Annotated in this window: 21 protein-coding genes; 14 read left to right on the top strand and 7 right to left on the bottom strand. The window is 58.4% G+C overall.

Annotated elements, in window-relative coordinates; genetic code table 11:
* Nucleotides 1-256 precede the first annotated feature (256 nt).
* The 6 genes from repA to CFBP6623_RS19875 all read left to right on the top strand — a co-directional run bounded on the left by repA (nucleotide 257) and on the right by CFBP6623_RS19875 (nucleotide 6,229).
* Complete coding sequence (gene repA / locus CFBP6623_RS19900) at nucleotides 257-1,471, top strand: plasmid partitioning protein RepA (protein ID WP_080842868.1); 1,215 nt, start codon at nucleotides 257-259, stop codon at nucleotides 1,469-1,471.
* Nucleotides 1,468-2,481, top strand: a complete 1,014-nt coding sequence (gene repB, locus CFBP6623_RS19895) for a plasmid partitioning protein RepB (RefSeq protein WP_046799078.1) — start codon at nucleotides 1,468-1,470, stop codon at nucleotides 2,479-2,481. Before repA ends, repB begins: the two co-directional genes overlap by 4 nt.
* A gap of 185 nt (nucleotides 2,482-2,666) precedes the next feature.
* Nucleotides 2,667-3,944, top strand: coding sequence for a plasmid replication protein RepC (gene repC / locus CFBP6623_RS19890; protein WP_080842867.1), 1,278 nt, complete (start codon nucleotides 2,667-2,669; stop codon nucleotides 3,942-3,944).
* Between the two features lie 476 nt (nucleotides 3,945-4,420).
* Complete coding sequence (locus CFBP6623_RS19885; protein WP_052821298.1) at nucleotides 4,421-4,633, top strand: hypothetical protein; 213 nt, start codon at nucleotides 4,421-4,423, stop codon at nucleotides 4,631-4,633.
* Between the two features lie 66 nt (nucleotides 4,634-4,699).
* Nucleotides 4,700-4,984: a hypothetical protein gene (locus CFBP6623_RS19880; protein WP_046799075.1), complete on the top strand. Its 285-nt coding sequence runs from the start codon at nucleotides 4,700-4,702 to the stop codon at nucleotides 4,982-4,984.
* Nucleotides 4,985-5,029: 45 nt separating this feature from the next.
* Nucleotides 5,030-6,229, top strand: a complete 1,200-nt coding sequence (locus CFBP6623_RS19875; RefSeq protein WP_046799074.1) for a low temperature requirement protein A — start codon at nucleotides 5,030-5,032, stop codon at nucleotides 6,227-6,229.
* Between the two features lie 19 nt (nucleotides 6,230-6,248).
* Here the strand turns inward: CFBP6623_RS19875 and CFBP6623_RS19870 are convergent, their stop codons facing one another.
* Entirely contained in the window at nucleotides 6,249-7,718 is a 1,470-nt protein-coding gene (locus tag CFBP6623_RS19870) for a glycosyl transferase family protein (RefSeq protein WP_046799073.1), read from the bottom strand.
* 147 nt (nucleotides 7,719-7,865) lie between these two features.
* On the opposite strand from CFBP6623_RS19870, the gene CFBP6623_RS19865 reads away from it, so the two are divergent.
* Nucleotides 7,866-9,965 (top strand): TonB-dependent receptor plug domain-containing protein, encoded by a 2,100-nt coding sequence (locus CFBP6623_RS19865; RefSeq protein ID WP_046799072.1) that lies wholly within the window; start codon nucleotides 7,866-7,868, stop codon nucleotides 9,963-9,965.
* A gap of 161 nt (nucleotides 9,966-10,126) precedes the next feature.
* Nucleotides 10,127-10,582, top strand: coding sequence for a redox-sensitive transcriptional activator SoxR (gene soxR, locus CFBP6623_RS19860; RefSeq protein ID WP_046799071.1), 456 nt, complete (start codon nucleotides 10,127-10,129; stop codon nucleotides 10,580-10,582).
* 24 nt (nucleotides 10,583-10,606) lie between these two features.
* Here soxR and amyA read toward each other — a convergent pair whose 3' ends face one another.
* The 6 genes from amyA to CFBP6623_RS19830 form a co-directional block, all read right to left on the bottom strand.
* Nucleotides 10,607-12,094 carry an alpha-amylase gene (gene amyA / locus CFBP6623_RS19855; RefSeq protein ID WP_046799070.1) on the bottom strand — a complete coding sequence of 496 codons (1,488 nt, stop codon included), beginning with the start codon at nucleotides 12,092-12,094 and terminating at the stop codon, nucleotides 10,607-10,609.
* A gap of 111 nt (nucleotides 12,095-12,205) precedes the next feature.
* Nucleotides 12,206-13,939: an acetyl/propionyl/methylcrotonyl-CoA carboxylase subunit alpha gene (locus tag CFBP6623_RS19850; RefSeq protein ID WP_046799069.1), complete on the bottom strand. Its 1,734-nt coding sequence runs from the start codon at nucleotides 13,937-13,939 to the stop codon at nucleotides 12,206-12,208.
* Nucleotides 13,940-13,956: 17 nt separating this feature from the next.
* The gene (locus CFBP6623_RS19845; protein WP_046799415.1) at nucleotides 13,957-15,552 is read right to left on the bottom strand and encodes a 5-oxoprolinase/urea amidolyase family protein; all 1,596 of its coding nucleotides are present in this window, start codon (nucleotides 15,550-15,552) and stop codon (nucleotides 13,957-13,959) included.
* Nucleotides 15,553-15,559: 7 nt separating this feature from the next.
* Entirely contained in the window at nucleotides 15,560-16,369 is an 810-nt protein-coding gene (locus CFBP6623_RS19840; protein WP_046799068.1) for a putative hydro-lyase, read from the bottom strand.
* 11 nt (nucleotides 16,370-16,380) lie between these two features.
* Nucleotides 16,381-17,148, bottom strand: coding sequence for a LamB/YcsF family protein (locus tag CFBP6623_RS19835; protein ID WP_046799067.1), 768 nt, complete (start codon nucleotides 17,146-17,148; stop codon nucleotides 16,381-16,383).
* A gap of 19 nt (nucleotides 17,149-17,167) precedes the next feature.
* Entirely contained in the window at nucleotides 17,168-18,409 is a 1,242-nt protein-coding gene (locus tag CFBP6623_RS19830; RefSeq protein WP_046799066.1) for an NRAMP family divalent metal transporter, read from the bottom strand.
* Nucleotides 18,410-18,673: 264 nt separating this feature from the next.
* Here CFBP6623_RS19830 and CFBP6623_RS19825 point away from each other — a divergent pair, with 264 nt between their 5' ends.
* The 6 genes from CFBP6623_RS19825 (at nucleotide 18,674) to CFBP6623_RS19800 (ending at nucleotide 24,893) form a co-directional block, all read left to right on the top strand.
* Complete coding sequence (locus CFBP6623_RS19825) at nucleotides 18,674-19,339, top strand: GntR family transcriptional regulator (RefSeq protein WP_046799414.1); 666 nt, start codon at nucleotides 18,674-18,676, stop codon at nucleotides 19,337-19,339.
* A gap of 99 nt (nucleotides 19,340-19,438) precedes the next feature.
* The gene (locus tag CFBP6623_RS19820) at nucleotides 19,439-20,026 is read left to right on the top strand and encodes an ANTAR domain-containing response regulator (RefSeq protein ID WP_052819344.1); all 588 of its coding nucleotides are present in this window, start codon (nucleotides 19,439-19,441) and stop codon (nucleotides 20,024-20,026) included.
* Nucleotides 20,027-20,059: 33 nt separating this feature from the next.
* Nucleotides 20,060-21,346: a CmpA/NrtA family ABC transporter substrate-binding protein gene (locus CFBP6623_RS19815; protein WP_046799065.1), complete on the top strand. Its 1,287-nt coding sequence runs from the start codon at nucleotides 20,060-20,062 to the stop codon at nucleotides 21,344-21,346.
* A gap of 378 nt (nucleotides 21,347-21,724) precedes the next feature.
* Nucleotides 21,725-23,017, top strand: a complete 1,293-nt coding sequence (locus CFBP6623_RS19810) for a CmpA/NrtA family ABC transporter substrate-binding protein (RefSeq protein ID WP_046799064.1) — start codon at nucleotides 21,725-21,727, stop codon at nucleotides 23,015-23,017.
* A 114-nt stretch (nucleotides 23,018-23,131) separates the two neighbouring features.
* Nucleotides 23,132-24,025, top strand: a complete 894-nt coding sequence (gene ntrB, locus CFBP6623_RS19805; RefSeq protein WP_080842866.1) for a nitrate ABC transporter permease — start codon at nucleotides 23,132-23,134, stop codon at nucleotides 24,023-24,025.
* Between the two features lie 70 nt (nucleotides 24,026-24,095).
* Nucleotides 24,096-24,893 (top strand): ABC transporter ATP-binding protein, encoded by a 798-nt coding sequence (locus CFBP6623_RS19800; protein ID WP_046799062.1) that lies wholly within the window; start codon nucleotides 24,096-24,098, stop codon nucleotides 24,891-24,893.
* Nucleotides 24,894-24,897 lie beyond the last annotated feature (4 nt).

Below are 24,897 nucleotides of genomic sequence, written 5' to 3'. Positions count from 1 at the left end.
GCGGCTAACTTCATGGGTCCTGAAACGCTGTCTAAACAACAGCCGACTGACCAACATCGGCAAAGTTAGCCGCGGCTAACCGTCAAACTGTCACAAAAACCAAATGTGATTCTTCCACAATGCTTTAGCGGCAGTTTCGCAACCGGGAAAAAAGCCTATTGCGCCAAAAAGAGAATCGGCGCTTATATCTCAGTTGCGGAAAAAACCGCCTTTTTCGAAAAAAACCGCCACTGCGATATCGAGCGAAAGAAGACAAATGACACAGAGTGCCGACTCAAGACGTGCTGCAGGGGCACCCGACCTGACGGGCCTTATACAACAGCATTCGGCTGCACTGTCAGCCCAATTGCAGGCGCATAATGCAAATACATTTTCACCCCACACCGAAAAGAGCATGCGAAATTTCTCGCCCGCGGAAACCGCGCGGCTGATCGGGATTGGCGAGGCTTATCTTCGCCAGATCGCGGCTGAGCGTCCGGAACTTGACGCGGCACAGGCACCAGGCCGCCGCTCCTATTCCGTTGAAGACATGCACGAGATCAGAAAGCTTCTCGATCAGGGCGCACGTGGCACACGCCGCTATCTGCCCCACCGCCGTGACGGCGAAGAACTACAGGTCATCGCCGTCATGAATTTCAAGGGCGGCTCCGGAAAAACCACGACGTCAGCGCATCTGGCGCAATATCTGGCGCTGCGCGGTTATAGGGTTCTCGCAATCGATCTTGATCCGCAGGCCAGTTTGTCTGCTCTCTTCGGTCATCAGCCAGAAATTGATGTCGGCCCGAATGAAACGCTCTATGGCGCGATCCGCTACGACGAGGAACGCCGTCCGATCGCCGAGATCGTTCGCGGCACCTATATTCCCGGCCTTCACATCGTTCCGGGCAATCTGGAGCTCATGGAGTTCGAGCACGACACGCCCCGCGCGCTGATGCGTCGCGCTCCGGGTGACACGTTGTTTTTTGCCCGCATCGGCCAGGCAATCGCCCAGGCGCAGAATTTCTATGATGTCGTCGTGATCGATTGCCCGCCGCAACTCGGTTACCTGACACTTTCGGCATTGACGGCGGCCACCTCGGTTCTTGTCACCGTCCACCCGCAGATGCTGGACGTCATGTCCATGAACCAGTTCCTTGCCATGACCGGTGATCTTCTCGCTGAAATCGGCCGGGCCGGCGCGCGATCCGATTATAACTGGATGCGTTACCTCATTACCCGGTTTGAACCGAGTGACGGCCCGCAAAACCAGATGGTTGCTTTCCTGCGTTCGATCTTCGGTGAAAACGTCCTCAATCATCCGATGCTGAAGAGCACCGCCGTCTCCGATGCCGGATTGACCAACCAGACGCTTTTTGAAGTGGAAAGAACCCAGTTCACCCGCTCGACCTATGATCGCGCGCTGGAAGCCATGAACAATGTAAACGCTGAAGTCGAAGGACTGATCAAAAAAGCGTGGGGTAGGGCAGCATGAGCAGAAAGCAGATTTTCGCAAACCTCGGTACACCGGCCACCGACAACAATGACGCTGCCAGTGAGCGGACGCGGCCACGCGTCAGGCCCATCCTTGGTTCTCCCGATCTGGTGACGGATGTTGTGAACTCGCCAGTTGGTATGATTGGCCAGTCGCTGAACGAGGTTTCGGAACGTACAAAGCGTGCTGAAGAGATCGAAAAGCGGCTCGCCGAGGGTCTGACGATCGTTTCCCTCAACCCTGCCGATATTGATCCTTCGTTCATACCAGATCGTATGCCGGCTTCCGAAGAGGCAGATGCCGGTCTGGTGGAAGCCATTCGCGAGCAGGGACAGCAGGTTCCCATTCTGGTACGCCCGCATCCCGAGTTTCCGGGCCGTTATCAGGTTGCCTTCGGTCATCGCCGTCTGCGCGCCGTCTCAAGCCTTGGTATTCCGGTCAAGGCCGTCGTTCGCGATCTTAGTGATGAACAACTGGTCGTGGCGCAGGGGCAGGAAAACAACGAGCGCCGCGATCTCACCTATATTGAAAAGGCGCGCTTCGCCCAGAAACTGCAGATGCGGTTTCCCCGCGATACGATCATGGCGGCAATGTCGCTGCACAAAGGCGATCTTTCCAACATGCTGTCGGTCGTCGGCCGCATTCCGGAGGATCTGGTTGATCTCATCGGTCCCGCGCCTAGCGTCGGTCGCCGTAACTGGATGGATCTCGCCGATCAGCTTTCCTCGTCGCAGGTCAAGGAGGCTGCCCGCGCCTATGTCCGGGAGCCTTCCGTTGCAGCGCTTGTCTCCGAAGACAGGTTCAAATCACTTCTGGATTTCCTGAAGCCCAAGGCGCAGGCGAAAAAAGCCGGTGTCTGGTCGTCTGAAACCGGTGGTCGATTGGCCAAGGTGGTCGAGAGCGACCGCAAGCTGGATATATCGATCGACAAGAACGAAGCCCCGGAATTTGCCGAATTCGTTCTGGAACATCTTCAGGCGCTGTTTGCCGAATACCGATCCAAGCAGTAATTTTTAACTCGAACGACTAACAGGAGACGCATCACAAAAGAAAAAAGCCCCCGAACGTTGCCGCACGGAAGCCTTTCTTTGATCTAAGCACCCAAAGAATCTCATTTCCGCGAATCATAGTCAAGAGTCTTGGCATCGAATTTTTCGGTGAGCGATTTTCTTTTGCCTTGTGAAAGGTGAAAGACATGGACAGCACACATGTAACGACGCCCTTTGGGCGGCGAGCGATGTCGTTTGGCGTTCTCGCAACTCAGTTTGCCGCACAGAAAAACAAGAAAACTGAAGCGGTCGATAAGTGGAAACTCTATCGTTCGGTCTGTGAAGCAAGACCATTGCTCGGTGTGACCGATCGCTCGCTTGCGGTCTTGAACGCGCTTTTGAGTTTTTATCCAAAGAACGAACTCTCCAGCGAAGCCGGCCTGGTCGTCTTCCCGTCCAATACGCAATTGTCGCTGAGAGCACATGGCATGGCCGAACAGACGTTGCGCCGGCATCTCTCGGCTCTCGTCGAAGCCGGTCTCATTATCCGTAAAGATAGCCCAAACGGAAAACGCTACGCCCGCAAGCACAGGGGAGGGGAGATCAGCGAAGCCTATGGTTTCTCGCTGGCGCCGCTTCTTGCCCGCAAGACAGAAATTGAAGACCTGGCTGAACGCATCATCCGCGAGCGGCTCGATCTTCAACGGCTTCGCGAAAGCATCAGCCTTTGCCGTCGTGATATCCAGAAACTCTGTGAAATGATCGCCGCCAGCGGCCAGACTGAAACATTCGAAGGGTTTCAGGCCCGCTACAATGCCGTCGCCGGATCGCTTGGCCGCAATTCAAAACCCGCTGAGCTTAAGGAAATCGCCGGTTTTCTGGCCTCGCTACGCGCAGAAGTGACCAACTATCTGGAAAATATTGAAAAATCCGAAGATTTGAGCGGCAATGACTGCCAAAATGAGCGTCTCATAAAGAATTCAGAATCCGAATCCATATCTAAACCGCTAGATTTGCGTGAACCGGCAACCGTTCCACCGGTCGTAAACACTGCGGCTCAGCCAGCATGTGCCGCACCTGTCAGTACAAAACCTTCGCCACCACCGCTCAGGCCTGTTGTTCATAAGCAATTTTTTGTTCCTGATATTGTTTTGGTTTTGAAGGCTTGCCCGGATATCTCGCTCTATGCCCCAGGCGGAGCGGTGACAGGCTGGCGCGATCTGGAGGTGGCAACCTCCGTCATCAGAACCATGTTCAACATCAGCCAGTCGGCTTATCAGGAGGCGCTCACCGCCTTCGGTCGACAGGGAACGGCGGCTATCCTTGCCTGCCTATTGCAGAAGGCGGAGCAGATCAGTTCGCTGGGTGGGTATCTACGCAATCTGACCCGGAAGTCACAGGAGGGTGGTTTTGATCTTCAAGCCATGCTGCTGGCGCAGCTGCGCGGTCGCACGGACAAGCTGGAGACGAGCATGCGAGCGTAAAACTTGAACCGCCGGGAAATGGCGATAGCTTGCGAAAAAGCTGGTCCGCAGGTACATTTTCACTGTTTCCAGAACTGCAGAGAGATTCGCGGTAAGGCTGCTGTTGAACACACCAGAATTCAGCCAATGAGAACTCCTATGGTTAATGCAAGGTAATGAAAGTTAAATCGCTATTAGCTTTCGTTTTAGATTTTCGCTGATTGGTTTCAATCGCTTGAGTCCGGGATATTTTGAACGCTTAATTGCGACGATTGGGTCATGTAGACGTTATTTCGTGCATCAGTCCGCACCAAAAAGGGGAGTGGCAGCCCTTCGAACAGCCGTCGGGAACTGTTGGTGACGATGTTTTGGCCGCGGCCAGAAGCAATCATTTTGTAGACGCTTGATGGTCGGGAATGCGGGCACAAACCAACGGTATTGAACCTTCGTCGTCATTGCGCGTTTCCACCTGATTGTTGAAAATGGATGCCGCGCCGATGATTTTTCCAGACGATATGGAGCTGGCCGTCGCTCTCTATATGGCGGACAACGCCTTGCCCCGGCACGTTGCGATTGAAAAGCTTTTGAAAGCGGAGCTCGAAAGTGCGGGTTATCTAACGGGAGGTACGGGCCGGCCGCCTGAAATCGTTGATGGGCAAACAAGTGCGGATTATGTGCAATATCGCACCTATCTCGACGGAGAGGCCTGAACAGCGTCGGAACAAAAACGGGTGCAGGCTGTTTATGGCGCAAATAATTACGTCAGGGATAGACCGATGTTGCCCAAGTCCATTTTTCTTGCCACCGCCTTCACCTGCATGACGGTGCTGCCGGTACTTGCCCAGCCCATTGAGGTCAGCACGCTGGAGCGGGATAAGGCCCGGAGCGTCACATTCTCTGAAGCATCTGCCGCACCCGATTATATTACAGACGTCCTGGGCAGGAAGGTACGATTGGTGGGGCCGCGTTTTTATCCAGACAGTGCGCGCGCGCTCAAATTTCCAGGACGAACTTCGAGCCTCGATACCCTTGGCGTGGAGGCTGATCTCTCACAACGGTGAGAGGGTACAGCAACTTGATATTTCACGAATGGGCGCAAAAGCAGAATGGGAACTGAAACAGAGATTTCCGAGTGCACGCCGGCTGCGGAAAGCTGGATCAGGCGAGAAGGACAGGACGCTGAAAAGGCGACTTTCCCCGAGTTGTTTTTCGATCTGGTTTTTGTCTTCGCGCTCATCCAGCTCTCGCATGCATTGGCAAAGGATTTCGGGCCAACGGCTGCGCTTGAAGCAGGTATCCTGATATTGTCGTTATGGTGGCTGTGGATACACACGACCTGGATCACCAATCTGCTCAATACGGAAAAGGAGCCGGTCCGGATTCTGCTCTTTGTGTTGATGTTCGGTGGGGTGCTGCTGGCCATCGCTCTGCCGGAAGCTTTTGCGGAACAGGGGTTCGTTTTCGCCCTCATCTACAGCACCATGCAGGTGGGGCGGAGCCTTTTTGCGCTTTATGCCTTCAAGGGGGAAGATCGGCAGTCTTTTCTGGTTTTCGTGCGCGTAACGATCTGGCTCGTCATATCAAGCCTGTTCTGGCTGGCCGGCGGGCTGGTCGATCTGACGGACCGTATTCTCCTGTGGGGTGTGGCGCTGGCGATCGAATATGCGGGACCGGCCTGCCGTTATGTGGTGCCGGGTGTGGCATCCAGCGACGAGGACAGGCTGCATCTTTCCGGCGAACACCTGGCGGAGCGCTGCGCGCTGTTCGTGATCATCTGCCTCGGCGAAACCATTCTCACCACCGGCCGCACGGCCACTGAATATATGAATTCCACCCTGACATTCATCGTTTTCTGTTCTGCCTTCGTCAGCACCGTGGCGATGTGGTGGATCTATTTCCATCACGGGCAGGAGGAAGCGTCCAGAAAGGCTGAGAATGCAGAAGAGAAAGCGAAGATCGCCCATAATCTCTTCAACTATGGCCACCTGCCTATCGTGGCGGGCATTATCCTGACGGCGGTGGGAGAAGATTTCAGCCTGTCCCATGCCCGGGAGGGCGTGACGTTAAGGGAGGCCATCGCTATTCTCGGCGGCCCCATCCTGTTCCTTGCGGGCAATATCGGCGTCAAGATTGCCGCCACTTACCAGCGGCCCGTTTCGCATTTTGCCGGTGTGGTGGCGCTCCTCCTGCTTTTGCCGGTGCCGGGCATACCGCTTTTCATCCTGCAACTGGCAAGCACGGGCATCCTGCTGCTCGTTGCCGTGTGGGAGTATCTGGCACTGAAAAAATCAGTCGCCAACGCCTGAGCTTTCAGGCCCCAAGCTTTCAGACATTGGCGAAATTACGCGCCCTGTCGTGCCACAGCCGCAGGCTGCGGGCATAAGCCTCTTCAAATGGCATGGCCATGTCGTTGACCAGCATCAGCGCGATTGCAGCCGTGGAGATGATGGTGGTTTCGGCCCTTTCATCCCTGGCCGCCCCCGTCCACACTGCCCGCCAATATTCGAAGGTGGTGAACATGGTTGGCATCTCGGCCGGGGGCGTTTCGCGGGCTGGAATGACGAATTCAACATCTTTGCCTTTGGAGAGGCCAAAAATCCGGGTGCTACGAAACGGTGTGAATTGCGCAAAATCCCGCGTATTGCCGAGAATGGCGAGGTTTTCCACCGAAAGCAGCCGAGCAGTGTCGCGGTGAAGCTCCTGATAGGAGGGGCGGGCGACACCGATGATGGCACTTCTGGCGCGAAGCGGGTTGAGAAGATGCACGACCGTGTTGAGCGGCAGGCGCATTTCCAGAATGCCGTGCAGGCCAAGAAGGCTCTGGAACTGCAGAGACAGGCCGCCAATCGGCAAATAGGCGATCCGTTCTGAGGCTGTGGCCTCAGCCGCCTGCGAAAGAGAATGGCATAGGGGAATTCCACAGGCTTCAGCTGCAAGTTCGAGCTTGCCGCCATTTTCTCCCTGACCCACATGGCCATGCAACAAAACGCTGTATCCCGCCATGGAAACGAGGCGGGCGGAATGCAGGAACCACGGTGCGTCGCGATGTTTGGGCGACATATAGGCCGGCCAGTCGAGATCAACGGCGGCAGGCCGCTGCCGGTCTCTTTCTATATGCCGCCACATGGCTTCAATGAAACCGGCAAGCTCCGCTGCGGTCCCACCGCGATAGTGCATGGTTGCAAGCAGCGCCCCGATTTGAATCGGGTCGGCATCGCCGTCGAGAATGATCGCTAGCGCATCCATCGCCTCCTCCTGGCTGAGTGGGCGGCTATTGCCGATGCCCATTGCCGAGGTTGCTATGTATTTGGCAAGCCGCTGCTGCGGATCGGCATTGTGGCCGATACGGGCGAGACGGTCGGCGATGTTTTCCGGTGTCGGCTGGCCTTCCAGAACAACGCTTGGGCGAAGCGAAAGCGGTGGTGCCTTCATCAGCACTGGCCGTTCCCAGCCGCTTTTATTGGCGGCGGCAGGCAGTTCCGGTTTCTCCCGTGAATAATCGATCAGGTTATCCGCTTCTGCCGCCAGCGAGCGGATCCGCAGCCGCATGTTCTCGGCAAAGGGTGTCGGGCGCAGGCCCTGGCCGGTGCGCAAAAACAGCTGGTCTCCGTATTTCTCCCGCAGCTGCTGCAATATGCGGCTCATCGAGGAAATAGGCAGTCCCATACCGGCCGCAGCTCGGCTGACACTGCCTTCCCGCAACAACGCATCGAAAGCGACAAGTAATTTCAGCTGTCCAAGCCTGTCTGGCTTTGTCGGGGAAGCTGATTGCTCTTTTCTCTTGCCGGTTGTCATTGTGCGATTTTTTTACTCCGCCGCTGAGTGGAGGAGCCCTTTTTGCAATTTCTGGAATTTAGAATGGTTCGAAAACAAACGCATTGCGCCCGCACTCCCTCCTAAATAAGTGGGGTTAAATTCTCAAGTTAAATGCGGGGGCGTAACATGGAATTGAAGTACCGCGGCCGGAACAACGCTGCGACAATAATAAAGGCCGGTCTTTCGGCAGGAACGGCGCTGGGCTTTGCTCTGCCCGCTTTTTCGCAGCAGGCGCAGGAAGGAACCACGGTTCTCCAGCAGATCGTCGTCACCGCATCCGGCTTCGAGCAGAATGTGAAGGACGCGCCTGCCAGCATCACGGTTGTCACGCGCGAGGATCTGGAAAAGGGGTCCTATCGCGATCTGACAGATGCTCTGCGTGAAGTGCAGGGTGTATCTGTCACCGGCATCGCCAATGAAAAGGATATTTTCATTCGCGGATTGCCCGGCGCTTACACGCTGGTCCTCGTTGACGGCAAGCGGCAGAGCACCCGCGATGCCCGCACTAACGGCAACTCCGGTTTCGAACAGAGCTTCGTTCCGCCGGTTTCGGCGATTGAGCGCATCGAGGTCGTGCGTGGGCCGATGTCCTCGCTTTATGGTTCCGATGCGATGGGCGGCGTCATCAACATCATCACACGCAAGGTTGGTGATGTCTGGTCAGGCTCCGTCACCACCGAGGGCACGGTTCAGCAGCATTCCAAATTCGGCAATAGTGGTCAGGTCTCCTGGTATGCCAATGGGCCGATCCTGAAGGACCAGTTGGGCCTGCAGGTCTGGGGCAGGGGCTTCACACGCGGCGAAGATAGCGTCCTGAACGGCACCACGGGCGCCAAGGAATACGATTTCAACGGCCGTCTGACGTTTACGCCGAATGAAGACCACGACATTTATCTCGAGGGCGGCAAAACACGGCTTCGCCGCAGCGCCGAGCCCGGTGATACGCTGGCGGCGGCTGACGCCAACGGCACTTACAACACCAATACGCGCGATCATTGGTCCCTGTCTCATACCGGCCGGTGGGGGCCGACCACATCTGAATTCTCCTTCCAGCAGGAATGGGCCGAGCGCACCAATTTCACCCGAAATATCCGCACGGGACGTGTAACCGAAAATCCGCGCTCGCCTGAAGTGCGCAACACTGTTCTCGACGGCAAGTTCACCACGCCCTTCGAATTGTTCGGAAACCACACGCTGGTGACGGGCGGCCAATACTTCGAAGCGCGTCTGAAGGACCAGAATCCGGGACGCCGCACCAGTCTGGACGAGACTTTTTCTGCCACCCAATGGGCGCTTTTTGTCGAGGATGAGTGGCGCATTGTCGATAATTTCGCGCTGACCGGTGGTCTGCGTCTCGATAACCATGAAAAATACGGCAATCATTTCAGCCCGCGCCTTTATGGTGTCTGGAGTGCGACGGAGGAGCTGACCATCAAGGGCGGCATTTCCACCGGTTTCCGCGCGCCTGAAATCCGCCAGGTCGCGCCGGGTTATGCCTATACCACCGGTGGCGGTGGTTGCACCTATGGTCCGAGCGGCACTTGCGGCGTGATTATCGGCGATCCGAGCCTGGAAGCGGAAAAGAGCACGAGCTACGAAGTGGCCGCACTCTGGGACAATGGCGATGTCGCGCTTGGCGCTACCTATTTCTACACCGATTTCAAGGACAAGATTTCCAACGCGCTGGTGCTCAACCCCGATGGAACGCCTGCCCGCTGGAGCGAGGACCGCAATTATCGCCTCTGGTACAATTACAATATTGACGATGCGGTGATTCAGGGTGTGGAGCTGACGGCAACCTGGTACGCCACGCCGGAACTGACGCTGCGTGGTAACTACACCTACACACATTCCGAACAGAAAACCGGCGATTATGAAGGTTTCCCGCTGGCGCGGACACCGGAGCATATGGCCAATCTGCGGGGCGACTGGGTGACACCGATAGATGGTCTCGAAGCTTGGGCTTCGGTCAATTATCACGGATCGGAAATCAATGCCGGACCGCGCATCGGCACCAATGGGACGCCGGTGACGATCAATGGTAAGGCCGGGCGCAAATATGAGGCCTACACTACCCTCGATATCGGTGCGAAATATGCAGTTGCCGAAAATGTCGATCTTAACGCTGCCGTCTATAACGTCTTCGACAAGGATGTCGGCACCGACGATTTCAACACTGTCATGGAAGGTCGCCGTTTCTGGATCAGCATGACGGCGAAATTCTGATCCGGCCGTGTTTGCAAGATCTGAGGGGGCGCCCACCGGGCGCCCCTCTTTTTTTAACCATTCGCCTATTGACCTCAACTATAGTTGAGGAATTATACCGGCTGCTCTTCAACGAGTTTCCGCGTTTCCGAGCGGAAATCGTTCCGGAAACAGGAGCCAGAATGGAAAGTACCGTGTTTAAGCACAGCCTGACGGTGGGGGAGGTTGCCCATCGTAGCGGGGTCGCTGTTTCCACCATCCATTTTTACGAAGCAAAGGGCTTGATCGAGGGCTGGCGTACCGCCGGTAATCAGCGCCGTTATCATCGCGCCGTCCTGCGGCGTATCGCCATCATCCGCATCGCCCAGCGGGCCGGTATTCAGCTCAGCATTATCAGGGATGCAATGGCGGATTTGCCACAGGATCGGGTGGCGACGGCGGCGGACTGGCGACGGTTCTCACAGTCCTGGCGAGAGATGCTTCAGCTTCGCATCAACAGCCTGGTGATGCTGCGCGACCAGCTTACCGGCTGCATCGGTTGCGGTTGCCTTTCTTTGGACGATTGTCCGCTACGCAATCCGAACGATGTTCTGGCCGATGACGGCGCAGGTCCGCGCCGTCTCGTATCCGGCGAATAAGGGAATATTTCCTGGCGGTTGCCCTCACTCGGCTTCGGCTGAAACCCAGACACTGACGCTGCCACCATTGGTGGGGAAGACGCCCCTGCCGCTATCTTCGAGGGTGATTTTTTCGTTTCGGTGCTCCAGAAAGTCCCGCCAGACCGCGCCTGCATGGTCTGGTCCGAGATCAATCTGCTTTTCCGCCGGTTCGCCATTCGACATCACCACCACGCAGCCCGGGGCATCGGCAGTGCCGTGGCGGATAAAGGCGATGCAGCTTGGATCATCGAAAATATCCGTCTGCGCACCATTGGCAAAACGGCTGCGCGCTTCAATGAGCTTCGGCAGGCATTCTATCGCAGGAATGTCGATTTTGTGCTCGTTGCCGTCATTACCGGTATCAGTGTAGCTCGTGCTGAACAGATCAGGATAAAAGACGCAGGGAACGCCCTCTTCGCGCAGCAGAATGATGGCATAGGCCAACGGTTTGAACCAGGGTTCAACCGGTGCTTCCAGCGATTGCAGCGGCTGCGTGTCATGATTATCGACGAGCGTGACGGCATGGTCGGGAACGGCCGCTACCAGCGAGCCGTCGAAGATGCTGCGCATGTCGAAATCGCCACCCTGTTTTGCGGCGTCGTGAAAGCGATGGTGAAGGGCGACGTCGAAAAGCATCAACTGCTTGTCGACCAGTTCGAGATAGCTTTTCAGCGCCTCGAGATCGGGGTGCCAATATTCCGCCACGACGAAAAGATCGGGATCGACCGTTTCGCGCATATGGCCGACCCAGTCGCGGAAAAACCAGGCCGGAATATGTTTGGCGGCATCCAGCCGGAAGCCATCCACCTGCACCTGCTCGGAGAGCCAGCGGCCCCAATATTTGAGTTCCTCGTAAACCGCCCGGTTTCTGAATTCGACATCGGCACCCATCAGATAATCGAAATTGCCGTTTTCCTGATCGACTTCCTCATTCCATTCCCCATCGCCATACTCATTGACGAGGCGGAAAATGCCGTCTTCAGTCGGCTCCTCGATGTGGTCGACACCGCTGAAGCACTTCAGGTCCCAGATGAATTTGGAATGTTTGCCATTGCGGCCCGGAAAGGTGAAGCGTGTATAGGCAAGCGCCTGAAAATCTTCGTCATCTATCTCGGTGCGGTCTTCGGGATTGACGCGGCGAACCCGCACGTTCTCCTTCTCATCCGCACCCATCTTGTGGTTTAGAACCACGTCATGAATGACGCGGATGCCGTTTTCCTTCAGCGTCCGGCCGGCGTGTTCGAGGGCGGCGCGATCGCCATATTTGGTGGCGACTGTGCCCTTCTGATCGAATTCGCCGAGGTCGAAGAGGTCGTAGGTATCGTAACCGACCGAATAGCCACCGGCAGCACCCTTATAAGCGGGCGGCAGCCAGACATCGGTGATGCCCATTTTCGCAAGGCTTTCGGCCTTTTCGGCCACCTCGCTCCATAATTTCCCTCCGTCCGGATAATACCAATGGAAGAACTGAAGCAAGGTGCGTCCGGCCATATTTCCCTCACGATGGTTAGCAGGTCGCGCCATAAACGGCCCGGCGGCGAAAGGGTTCCGCCGCCGGAGATGCGCGATCTGCAATTGTGAGGCCGGCAGGTCCGACGTATATTAGCCGGCTATGTCGAGGAGGGCTGCGCCCGCCTGCAGATAGTCGCCTTCCTTGACGATCAGGCGGACTTTGCCGGCCTTGGTGGCGACAATTTGCGTCTCCATCTTCATGGCTTCCATGACGGCCAGCAGATCGCCTTCGGAAACCACCTCACCGTCTTTCACCTTGAAAGATTGCAGGGTGCCGGAAACGGGGGCGGTGATTTCGCCTTCCTTTTCCTTGGGGGCGGCGGTGCCGGAAACAGCCGCGCTGCTGCCGCTAACTGCACCGAGGCTGGAGAGCAGCAGGCTGGGCAGACCAACCGATACACGCTTGCCGTCAATTTCCAGAAAGGTACGAGTGACGGAAGGGTCGTCGGCCGGTGCCGGGCGTTCCATGGCATCCGGCATGGCGGCGAAATCGGTCTCGATCCAGCGGGTGTGAACCTTGAAGCCATCGGTGCCGATGAAATCTTCGGCTTCGATCGCGGCGCGATGGAACGGCAGAACGGTGGCGATGCCTTCGATGCGGAATTCCTTCAGCGCGCGGCGGGCGCGGCGCAGGACTTGGTCGCGGTCGGCACCCGTGACGATCAGCTTCGCCATCAACGAGTCGAATACGCCGGGCACGCTGGAGCCGCTGACGACACCGCTATCCACGCGAATGCCGGGACCGGAGGGTGCGTCGAAAACCGAAATCGAGCCGGGCGTCGGTAGGAAGCCTCGGCCGGGATCTTCGGCATTGATGCGGAATTCCATCGAATGGCCACGTGGCTCCGGCGTTTCAAGCACACGAAGCTTGTGGCCTTCGGCAATACGGAACTGTTCGATGACGAGATCGATGCCGGTGGTTTCCTCGGTAACGGGATGTTCCACCTGCAGGCGCGTATTGACCTCGAGGAAGGAAATCGTGCCATCGACGCCGAGCAGGAATTCGACTGTGCCGGCACCGGAATAGCCAGCAGCAGCGCAGATCGCCTTGGCGGCGGCATGGATCTTCTGTCGCTGTTCGGCGGATAGGAAGGGGGCTGGAGCCTCTTCGATCAGCTTCTGGTTCCGGCGCTGCAGCGAGCAGTCGCGGGTGCCGAGGACAAGCACATTGCCGTGCTTGTCAGCGATAACCTGCGCCTCGATGTGGCGCGGCCGGTCGAGAAAACGTTCCAGAAAACATTCGCCGCGACCGAATGCGGCGGTTGCCTCGCGCACGGCGGATTCGTAGAGATCGGCGATCTCTTCCATCTTCCACGCCACTTTCAGGCCGCGTCCGCCGCCGCCATGAGCCGCCTTGATGGCGACGGGCAGGCCGTGTTCTTCGGCAAAGGCGGTGACTTCGGCAGCGGAAGCGACGGGGCCGTCACTGCCGGCGACCAGCGGTGCGCCCACGCCGGTGGCAATGCGCCGTGCCTCTACTTTGTCACCTAGGGCTTCTATGACGTGCGGGTCGGGGCCGATCCAGATGAGGCCGGCATCGAGAACGGCACGCGCAAACTCGGCGCGCTCGGACAAGAAACCGTAACCGGGATGCACGGCATCCGCGCCGGCGCGATTGGCAATCGCGATCAGCTTGGTGATATCGAGATAGGTCTCGGCCGGGCGCACGCCCTCCAGCGCATAGGCCTCATCCGCCAGCCGGACGAAAAGCGCATCCTGATCTGGATCGGCATAAACGGCGACCGATTGCAGGCCGTAATCGCGACATGCGCGGATGATGCGCACCGCGATCTCGCCGCGATTGGCAATCAGCACTTTTTTCATCGCTCTTCTCCTCGGAATTATGTGTTTTTGGCCGCGATTTCGGCAAAGGGGCCGATCGGGCGGAACTTGATTTTGGCGTTGACCGGGATTTGCCCGGCAAGATCGAGATGATATTCGGCGACCGCGCCGATGACGGGATAACCGCCGGTCAACGGGTGATCGGCAAGGAACAGCACCGGCTGGCCGCTATGGGGAATCTGGATCGCCCCGGTCGCCGTGCCTTCGCTCGGCAATTCGGCGCTGTCCTTGCGTTCCACCGGCACTTCCCCTGCAAGGCGGATGCCGACGCGGTTCGATTGCGGTGTGACCTGCCAGAGCTGGCCGGTCAGGGTCTCGATGCCCTTTTGCGTGAACCAGTCCGTTCGCGGTCCGAGAACGACGTCCAGCGTCACGACCTCGCCGGTTGCCGGCGGGTCGAAGGCCGGAACCTCATCGATCGACACGCTGGAAAGGCCAGTCTTCTCATCCTTGAGCGAAAGGACGGCGCCCGCGCCCACTGGCTCGGGACCGACGACAGCGAGTGTGTCGGTGGCGAAGCTGCCCAGCACCGGCTCGACATCAAAACCGCCGCGTACCGCAAGATAACAGCGCATGCCCTTCGGTGGTTGGCCGAAACTGACTACATCACCGGGTTCAAGGGAGACCGGAACATGGGTGTTGGCCGCAAAGCTGCGATCCATCGTGGTGATTGTGACGGGGCAGGGTGCGCCGGTTATGCCGATGACGGTGCGATTTGTGCTCCTGAAGGAAAAACCGCCGAGCGTCAGTTCAAGACAGGGCGTGTTGGCAGGGTTGCCGACGATTCGGTTTGCGGCATTGAATGCGCCGCGATCCAGCGCGCCGGAGGCCGAAACACCCTGTCCGGTCTGGCCGAAGCGGCCGAGATCCTGAAAGATGGCAGGCATGGGTGCGGCAAGCACCTCGAAATGCGGACCTTCTTTTGACGGTTCTTTTCTGGGACCGCGCGGAGCCGAGACAGGGATATCGACCGTTCTTCCGGCCTTGTCCATGTCGACGAAGCGCACGCGATAACCCGGCTGGAAAAGCGCGCCGGGGTCGCGGTCAATGTCCCACATCTTCACCGGCGTGGTGCCGATGATCTGCCAGCCGCCGGGGCTGTTTTGCGGGTAGACGCCGCTGAAGGCGCCGGCTAGCGCCACCGAACCGGCTGGAATTCGGGTGCGCGGGCTCTGCCGGCGCGGCACATGCAGCGCCGGATCGCCGCCGACCAGATAACCGAAACCGGGAGCGAAGCCGCAAAAGGCCACGGTAAATTCACTCTCGGTATGACGGCGAATGACCTCTTCGATGCTCATGCCGGTCAGCTCGGCAACATCGGCCAGATCTTCACCGTTATAATGGACGGGGATTTCCACGAGATTGTCTGAAGGCGCGATTTTTGCCGAGAGATCACGGCTTGCCAGCCGCGCGGCCAGCGCTTCGGCATCGATCTTCTCAGGGCGGAAACGGATCATCAGGGTGCGGGCAGCCGGCACCGTCTCTTCAATGCCTTCGACCGGATCGTTCTGAAGCGAGGCGAAGAGTGCCAGTGTTTCATCGAGATCGGCGAGTTCAACAAGAATGGTGGTGAGGCTGACGGGGAGAAAACGCATCATATCCTCACGCGTGATAGGCGGTGTCGGGAATATCGGTGATGAACATGTGGCCCGGCGCATGGGTGATGGCGAAGGGAACACCAGATGCCATCACAGCGGCCTGTGGGGTCACGCCGCAGGCCCAGAATACCGGAACTTCGCCCGGTTCGATCCGAACCGCATCGCCGAAATCAGGTTTGGCCAAATCAGTGATGCCAATCTCTTCCGGCGCGCCGACATGCACGGGTGCGCCATGCACCGCCGGAAAACGTCCGGAAATGGTGGCCGCATCGGCCACGCGCGATGCCGGGATTGGTCGCATGGAAACGACCATATTGCCCTTCAGCCGTCCGGCCGGTCGGCAGGGCCGGTTGGTAAGATACATTGGCACATTGCTCTTGTCGGTCATGTGGCGAATTTCGATGCCAGCTTCCACCATCGGCGTTTCGAAGGTGAAGCTGCAGCCGATCAGAAATGCGACGAGATCGTCGCGCTCCGCCCAGGCGGCGGTCGCGTCGGCTGTTTCCTCGGCAAGCTTGCCATCCCGCCAGATGCGGTAGAGCGGCAGGTCGGTCCTCAGGTCAGCGTCGGGTGCCAGAAGCGTGGTGGGCGAGCCGGGATCGGAGACATCAAGCACGGGGCAAGGTTTTGGATTGCGCTGCGCATAAAGAAGGAAATCGAAGGCCCAGTCGCGCGGCAGCACGATCATGTTCGCCTGCGTGAAGCCGGGTGCAATGCCGGAAGTTGGGGCGACAAGGCCATCGCGATAGGTGGCGCGGGCCTTGCGTGCGGCGTCTGCGTCCGTGTAGTTGAGATAGGATGTCGGTATCGTCATCGGCTATCCTTTCAGCGATTGGATGCGAAAGAGCGGATGTCGATGCCTTCGGCTTCAAACCGACGACGGATTTCCTGGGCGATGGCGACTGCGCCGGGGCTGTCGCCATGCACGCAGATCGATTGTGCCTCGATTTTTATGATGCTGCCATCGATCGCCTCCAGCGTGCCTTCGCGGGCAAGCCGCACCATACGGTCGGCAATCTTTGCCGCGTCATGCAAAACGGCACCGGCTTCCCGGCGCGAAACGAGCTGACCCTGGGGTGTATATGCACGATCTGCGAAAGCTTCGGCGACAACAGAAAGGCCCGCCTTGCGGGCGAGATCGAGGATAGGTGCATTGGCGAGGCCCATCAGCACCAGCGAAGGGTCGATAGCCTTGATGCCGTCGATTACCGCCTGCCCCTGCTTCGCGTCATTGGCGATGCGGTTGTAAAGCGCGCCGTGCGGCTTGACGTAACGCACCGTGGTTCCGGCAGCGGCGGCGACGCCTTTCAGCGCGCCGATCTGGTAGATAACATCGGCGATCAGCTCTTCCGAGGTCGCGTCCAGATCGCGGCGGCCAAAGCCGACGCGGTCCGGATAGGAGACATGGGCGCCAACGACCACGCCTTTTTCGGCGGCGGCCTTGACGGTGCGGTAGATGCCGGCCGGGTCGCCTGCGTGAAATCCGCAGGCGATGTTGGCGCTGGAAACGATGGCGAGCATCGCCTCATCGTCTCCCATGCTCCACGCACCGTAACTTTCGCCAAGATCGCTGTTGAGATCGATAGCGGCCATGTTCGCCTCCCTTTGGTTTTTACAGGCCGAGCAGGCCGAAGATGGTGCCGGCGGACTTGTAGCCCATGTACCATGTCAATGCGCAAGTCAGAACGCCAAGCCCGAGCAGAATGCGCGAGTAGCGATGGCCACCCATCAGGTCTTCGCGTTTCCATGCGGCGAACAGGAAAATGCTGAGGCCGATGGGCAGGATAAGACCGTTGAGGCCGCCGACGAAGACCAGCATGGCCGCGGGCGGCGTCGTGATCAGCAGGTAGCAGACGAGCGAGACGGCGATGAAAACGACCGTCGCCATATTGCGGGCGCGCTCGCTCATATCCTGTTTGAAGACGGGCAGGAACGAGACGGACGTATAGGCTGCGCCGATGACGCTGGTGATGGCCGCTGCCCAGAAGATGATGCCGAAGAGCCGGAAGCCGAGATCGCCCGCGGCCGAACGGAAGGCCTGTGCGGCGGGATTGGCGGCCTGGCCCGACGTATCGATGACGACGCCGCTGGCGACGACGCCGAGAATGGCAAGAAACAGCACGTAACGCATGATGCCGGTGACGGCGATGCCGGTGAGCGCGGCGCGGTTGACGGCGGGCAGGTTTTCAATACCGACCATGCCCCGGTCCAGCAGGCGGTGCGCGCCGGAATAGGTGATGTAGCCGCCGACGGTGCCGCCGACGATGGTTGTGATGGTCGCGAAATTGATGGTATCCGGCAGGAAGGTCTGGCGGAAGGCGTCGCCCACCGGCGGCGCGGAGACGAATGCCACATAAAGCGTCAGCACGATCATCAGGATGCCGGCGAAAATGATGAACCGGTCAACGGCAAGACCCGCGCGCTTGGAAACGAAGATGGCGATGGAGAATATCGCGCTGATCGCACCGCCGATTTTCGGGTCCAGCCCGAAAATGGCGTTCAGGCCGAGACCGGTGCCGCCGATATTGCCGATATTGAAGAACAGACCGCCGATGATGACGAGAATGGCGAGCAGGTAACCTGCGCCCGGAATGGCAGCATTTGCAATGTCGGAAGCGCGCATGCGCGTTAACGTCACGATACGCCAGATATTCAACTGCACGACGAAGTCGATGAGGATGGAGGCGAGAATGCCGAAGGCAAAGGCTGCGCCAAGCTGGGTGGTGAATGTCGCCGTCTGGGTGATGAATCCCGGACCGATGGCGGATGTCGCCATCAGGAAGATCGCTCCCAGAAGAGATGCGCGTTTTGACATTTTGAGATCGGCAGTCGGGGTGAGCTTTTTCTGCTCCATGGATTTTCTCCGCTCCTGTCGCAATCCGCCCCTCGCGGATGCTTTATGCGGTCGATCTTGTCGTGTTCTGCGCAATTGTCAATATTGTTGAACAATATAAAACTATCGTTCTTTCATTTTGTCTATTTGTTGGACGTTATGGCCATGATTTAATCACGTTTTTTTCGTGCTTTGCTAATGCTTTGTGCTATGGGCAATCATGCCGTGTCCGAACATGCCTGTCACGGAATTCCGATGCTGCATTGCCTTAAGGAAAGAAGCGCCATGACGGAAACGATAGAGGGTCTGCCGCTTGCGGATCGATTGGCGAAGGGTATCCGCACCCTGTTGATCTCCGGCGAGTTGATGCCGGGACAGCGCCTTTCAGAGGCAGCCTTTAGCGAACGTTTCGACGTCTCCCGCAATTCGCTGCGCGAAGCCTTCCGTCTTCTGACGAAGGACGGCCTGTTGCGCCACGAGGCCAATCGCGGTGTGTTTGTCGCCGTTCCGACCATGGCTTCCGTGATCGATATTTATAGGGTGCGGCGCATGGTTGAGTGCGGTGCGCTGCGCCAGGCCTGGCACAAGCACCCTGCCATCAGGGTCATGCGGGCGGCGGTCGAGGATGCCAAGGTCAAGCGCGATCAGGCCGACTGGCTGGGTGTGGGCAGCGCCAACATGAAGTTCCATGCCGCTGTCGTCGATCTCCTCGACAGCGTCCGTCTCAGCGATTTTTATGAGCGCATCGCCGCTGAACTCAGGCTTTGCTTCGGCTTGCTGAAAGATCCAGAACAGCTTCATTCGCCCTTCGTGGATATGAACAGCAAGATTCTATCGTTGATGGAAGAGGGCAAAGCGGCCGACGCCGGCAACGAGATGGAAATCTATCTCAATCTCTCCGAGCGTACGGTTTTGAAGGCGCTCGAACGCGCCGTCGAACACGCATCCTGATAAGGCAGGCGGCAGGGGAGAGAAAGCCCCTTGTCGCTCCCTCCATTTTTGCATCGGCAGCCGATTGCCAAGTTTGTTGCGCTGCGCCATCAATGCTGCATGACGCTTCGCGACCTCACCATTCTTGTCTTAGACGAAAACGCGATCCGCGCTTCCATCATCGAGGAGGGGCTGCGCGAGGCTGGCTATCATCGCGTCACGGTCATCCATGAGGTGAACGGGGTGGCGCGCACCATCGAGACGCTGCAGCCCGATGTCATCTTCATCGATCTTGAAAATCCCAACCGCGACATGATGGAGCATCTGTTCCAGCTCACCCGCACGGTCGGCCGGCCGATCGCCATGTTCGTCGATCGTTCCGACACCGCTTCCATCGAAGCGGCCGTCGAGGCGGGGGTTTCCGCCTATGTGGTCGATGGGCTGAAGAAAGAACGGGTCAAACCCATTCTCGATATGGCGGTCAGCCGCTTTAATGCTTTCAGCCGTCTGCAACGGGAACTTGCCGACGCCAGATCGGCGCTGGAGGAACGGAAGGTCATCGAGCGCGCCAAGGGCATCCTGATGAAGATGCGTGGCCTTTCCGAAGAGGAGGCCTTTGCGCTTTTGCGGCAAACGGCGATGAACGAGAAAAAGAAAATTTCCGAGATCGCGCAAAGCGTGGTCACCGCGGCCGGTCTGTTGATGTGACAAAGGCCGCTCGGGCAGTGTGGAGTGTATGATATGGCGGCACCGGGAAAATCAGCCGGATCACATAGCGTAGGGACTGGCGCACCAGCACTTGTGGGCAGTGACCGGCAGAAAATCCTGCGCGCCGGTTTTATTCCGCTTGTCGATGCCTCTGTTCTGATTGCGGCGGCTGAATTCGGTTTTGCCGAGCGCGAAGGCCTGTCGCTCGATCTCGTCAAGGATGTGTCCTGGGCGAATGTGCGCGACCGGCTGGCATTCCGGCAATTCGACATTGCCCATATGCTGTCGCCCATGCCCGTCGCCTCCATGCTGGGGCTTGGCTCCAACCCCTCACCGACGATCACGCCCTTTTCACTTGGACGTGGCGGCAATGCGATCACGCTTTCGACCCGGCTGTTTGGGCGGATGAAGGCATTGACAGGGCTGTCTGAAACGGCGGGAGCGCTCGAAAACGCCAAGGCTTTGAAGCGGGTACTCGATGATATGCGGACGCGCGGCGAAGCGCCGCCGACGCTTGGCATGACCTATCCGTTCTCATCGCATAATTACGAATTTCGCTATTGGCTCGCTGCCGGTGGTATTCACCCCGATCACGATGTCAAGCTGGTGGTCGTGCCGCCACCCTTGACGTCGGATGCGCTGGCGGCGGGCGCCATCGACGGGTTCTGCGTCGGCGCGCCGTGGAACATCGTCGCCGCCGAGCGCGGTGTCGGCCGCATCGTCGCCGCCAAGCAGGATTTGTGGCCGTCGGCGCCGGAAAAGGTGATCGGCATGCGGCCTGAATGGGCGGAAAGCCAGCAGGAAACGGTCGGCCGGCTGCTGACGGCGCTCGATGCAGCCGCACGCTGGTGCGACCTTGCGGAAAATCACGACGATCTGAGCAAGGCCCTTGCTGACCCTCGCTACATTGGCGCGCCTGAAGGCATCATCCGCCGGGTGCTTGCCGGTGAATTCAGCATCGACAGCCACGGCAACCGCCGGGTGATCGACAAATATTTCCTTTTCCACAGCGGCCATGCCAATTATCCCCGCCAGAGCCAGGCATTGTGGATTTACAGCCAGATGATCCGCTGGGGTCAGGCGGAATTTTCGCAAGCGGGTGTGGAAGCCGCACTTTCCGCCTACAGGCCGGATATTTATCGGGCGGCGCTGGGCGATGCGAATGCGCCTGATGATGCCGACATCCGCATCGAAGGGCAGGAAGAGGATGACCGTTTCGTGGACGGTTTCATGTTCGATCCCGCTGATATCGTAGGCTATGTGAACCGCTTTACCGTGCGCACATCCGCGCCGTTTTCCCCGTCCTCCGGAGAAGTGTGACTGACGCGCGGCCTTGCAGCTGCGCAAATTTCAAGCGCGGATTTTTTTGCTTTGCACAAACAGAAGACAGAAAATTCGCTGATTAAAATTTAATCACATCTTGTAAATGTAAAAATCACCTCTTAATTTCAATGTGATAGGCTGGTTTCTAAAAACTGGCACGCCTCTTGCTTCTTCATGTTTGCACCGGTCAACGGCGATCGGGGCAAGCAGGGCGCGGCATAGGCGCTTTCAAAGACACAGACGTCGCAAGGTTTTGCTGCCCGGAACACCTCCCGTTCCGCAGGCGCAAACACCGAGCGGCGTTTTTTTATTTTCAGGTTTTTTCGCAAGCGAAAACGTCACCCGCAGAGGTGGCCCAATAAGGGGAACATGCGAATGAAAAAGATATTCTCCGGCGATGTCAGCCGCCGCACGATACTGAAGACGACAGCCACCGCAGCCCTTGTCAGCGCCGTGCGCGTGGCCTTTCCATCCGGTGCTTTCGCAGCCACCGCTGAGCCTGAGGTGAAAGGCGCAAAAATCGGCTTTATCGCGCTCACCGATGCCGCGCCGCTGATAATCGCGGCCGAAAAGGGCCTGTTCGCCAAACACGGCATGCCTGATGTCGAGGTTCTGAAGCAAGCCTCGTGGGGCGCAACACGCGACAATCTCGTGCTCGGCGGCGCCTCGAATGGCATCGATGGCGCGCATATCCTGACGCCCATGCCCTATCTTATGCATACCGGCAAGGTGACCCAGAACAATGTGCCGGTGCCGATGACCATCCTCGCCCGCCTCAACCTCGACAGCCAGGGCATTTCCGTCGCCAAGGAATATGCCGAAACCGGCGTTCAGCTGGACGCCTCCAAGCTGAAGGCAGCTTTCGAGAAAAAGAAGGCGGAAGGCAAGGAAATCAAGGCCGCCATGACCTTCCCCGGCGGCACGCATGATCTGTGGATCCGCTACTGGCTCGCCGCCGGCGGTATCGATCCGGACAAGGACGTTTCCACCATCGTTGTCCCGCCGCCACAGATGGTTGCCAACATGAAGGTTGGCAATATGGACGTCTTTTGTGTGGGCGAACCGTGGAACGAGCAGCTCGTCAATCAGGGTATCGGTTTCACCGCCTGTACCACCGGAGAGCTCTGGAAAGGCCATCCGGAAAAGGCGCTCGGCATGCGCGCCGACTGGGTGGAAAAGAACCCCAACGCCACCAAGGCGCTGTTGATGGCTGTCATGGAAGCGCAGCAATGGTGCGATGACATGGCGAACAAGGAAGAAATGTCCACCATCCTCGGCAAACGCCAATGGTTCAATGTGCCGCCCAAGGATGTTCTCGGTCGTCTCAAGGGCAATATCAACTACGGCAACGGCCGCGTGCTGGAAAATACCGGCCTGCAGATGAAGTTCTGGCAGGACCACGCCTCCTATCCCTTCCACAGCCATGACAGCTGGTTCATCGCGGAAAACATCCGCTGGGGCAAATTTGCGCCCGATACCGATGTGAAGGCGCTGGTCGAGAAGGTCAACCGCGAGGATATCTGGCGTGCGGCGGCCAAGGATCTCGGCGTTGCCGATCTTCCCGCCTCCACCTCGCGCGGCAAGGAAACCTTCTTCGACGGCAAGGTCTTCGACCCGGAAAATCCGTCCGCCTATCTCGAAAGCCTGTCCATCAAGGCGGCCTCCTGAGGAGGAGACCGGGTGTCGCCCTTCATCCGCCAGTTGCCGCCGTCCACCGGCTGAGACTGAAGACCGGGTGAGGGGCGGGACCCAGACCGCAACCGAAATCAAGAGGAAACGCCCATGTCCGCATTGGCCCGAAAATTCAAGGAAGAGCCGCAGCAGCCGGCAGCGCAAAAGGCAAACGTCGTGGCACTTTCGCCCAAACATCCGTCGCGGATCGATTTGCGCAAATGGGGTGCTGCAGCGGCCCGTAACACCATACCGCCGCTTCTTGTCCTCGCTGTGCTGCTCGGCGTCTGGCAGCTGCTCTGTTCCGCCCCTGGTTCATCTTTGCCGCCGCCGAGCCAGGTCTTCGAGGAGAGTTACGATCTCATCGTATCGCCGTTTTTCCAGAATGGCTCGCAGGATATCGGCCTCGGGCTGCGTGTTCTGGTCTCGCTGGAGCGTGTGGCTTACGGTTTCGGCCTTGCTGCCATTGCCGGCATCATCCTCGGCGCTGTCATCGGCCAGTCGGTCTGGGCGATGCGCGGCCTTGACCCGATCTTTCAGGTGCTGCGCACGGTGCCGCCGCTTGCCTGGCTGCCGCTTTCGCTGGCCGCCTTTCAGGACAGCAACCCGTCGGCCATCTTCGTGATCTTCATCACCTCCATCTGGCCGGTCATCATCAATACGGCGGTCGGCGTGCGCAATATTCCGCAGGATTACCGTAACGTCGCGCAGGTGCTGCGGCTCAACCAGCTCGAATTTTTCTTCAAGATCATGCTGCCATCGGCAGCACCCTACATCTTCACCGGCCTGCGCATCGGTGTCGGCCTTTCCTGGCTCGCGATCGTTGCTGCGGAAATGCTGACCGGCGGCGTCGGCATCGGTTTCTTCATCTGGGATGCGTGGAACTCGTCGCGCCTGCCCGACATCATCGTGGCGCTTGTCTACATCGGCGTGGTCGGCTTCGTGCTCGACAAGCTGGTGGCGGCGCTCGGCAAGGTCATCACCCGCGGCGCTGCGGCGAACTGAGAGGCAAGCAATTCCAGGAAAAGTGGGAACCGGTTTTCCGTCCGGAATTGCGCCAAAGGAGAAATCAATCATGAACGCTTATCTGAAGCTCGATCATATCGACAAATATTTCGACAAGGGCGGTTCGCGTGCAGAGGTGCTGAAAGGCATCAACCTCACCATCGAAAAAGGCGAATTCGTCTCCGTCATCGGTCATTCCGGCTGCGGCAAGTCCACCATGCTCAATCTCATTGCCGGACTGACGAAAGTGTCTGCCGGTGCCGTTCTGCTCGAAAACCGCGAGGTGAACGAGCCGGGTCCGGAGCGCGCCGTCGTGTTCCAGAACCACAGCCTGCTGCCCTGGCTTTCGGTCTATGAAAACGTCAATCTCGCTGTGGAGAAGGTGTTCAGCAGGACAAAAACCCGGGCCGAGCGGCATGACTGGGTCATGCGCAATCTCGATCTCGTGCAGATGGCGCATGCCAGGGACAAGAAGCCCGCGGAAATTTCCGGTGGCATGAAACAGCGTGTCGGTATTGCCCGGGCGCTCGCCATGGAGCCGAAAATCCTGCTGCTGGACGAGCCCTTCGGTGCGCTCGACGCGCTGACACGCGCGCATCTTCAGGATGCGGTGATGGAAATCCACGCCCGGTTGGGCAACACCATGGTCATGATCACCCATGATGTCGACGAAGCGGTGCTACTGTCGGATCGTATCGTGATGATGACCAACGGTCCGGCCGCCCATATCGGCGAAGTGCTCGAGGTGCCGCTGGCACGCCCACGCCACCGCATCGAGCTCGCATCCGACAAGACCTATCTCAAATGCCGCGAAGCCGTGCTGAAGTTCCTCTACGAACGTCACCGCTTCGTCGAAGCTGCGGAGTAACGCC

Origin of the sequence: Agrobacterium tumefaciens, from assembly GCF_005221385.1 — a bacterium.
Taxonomy (GTDB): Bacteria; Pseudomonadota; Alphaproteobacteria; order Rhizobiales; family Rhizobiaceae; genus Agrobacterium; species Agrobacterium tomkonis.
This window is presented reverse-complemented; position numbering and strand designations above follow the sequence as displayed.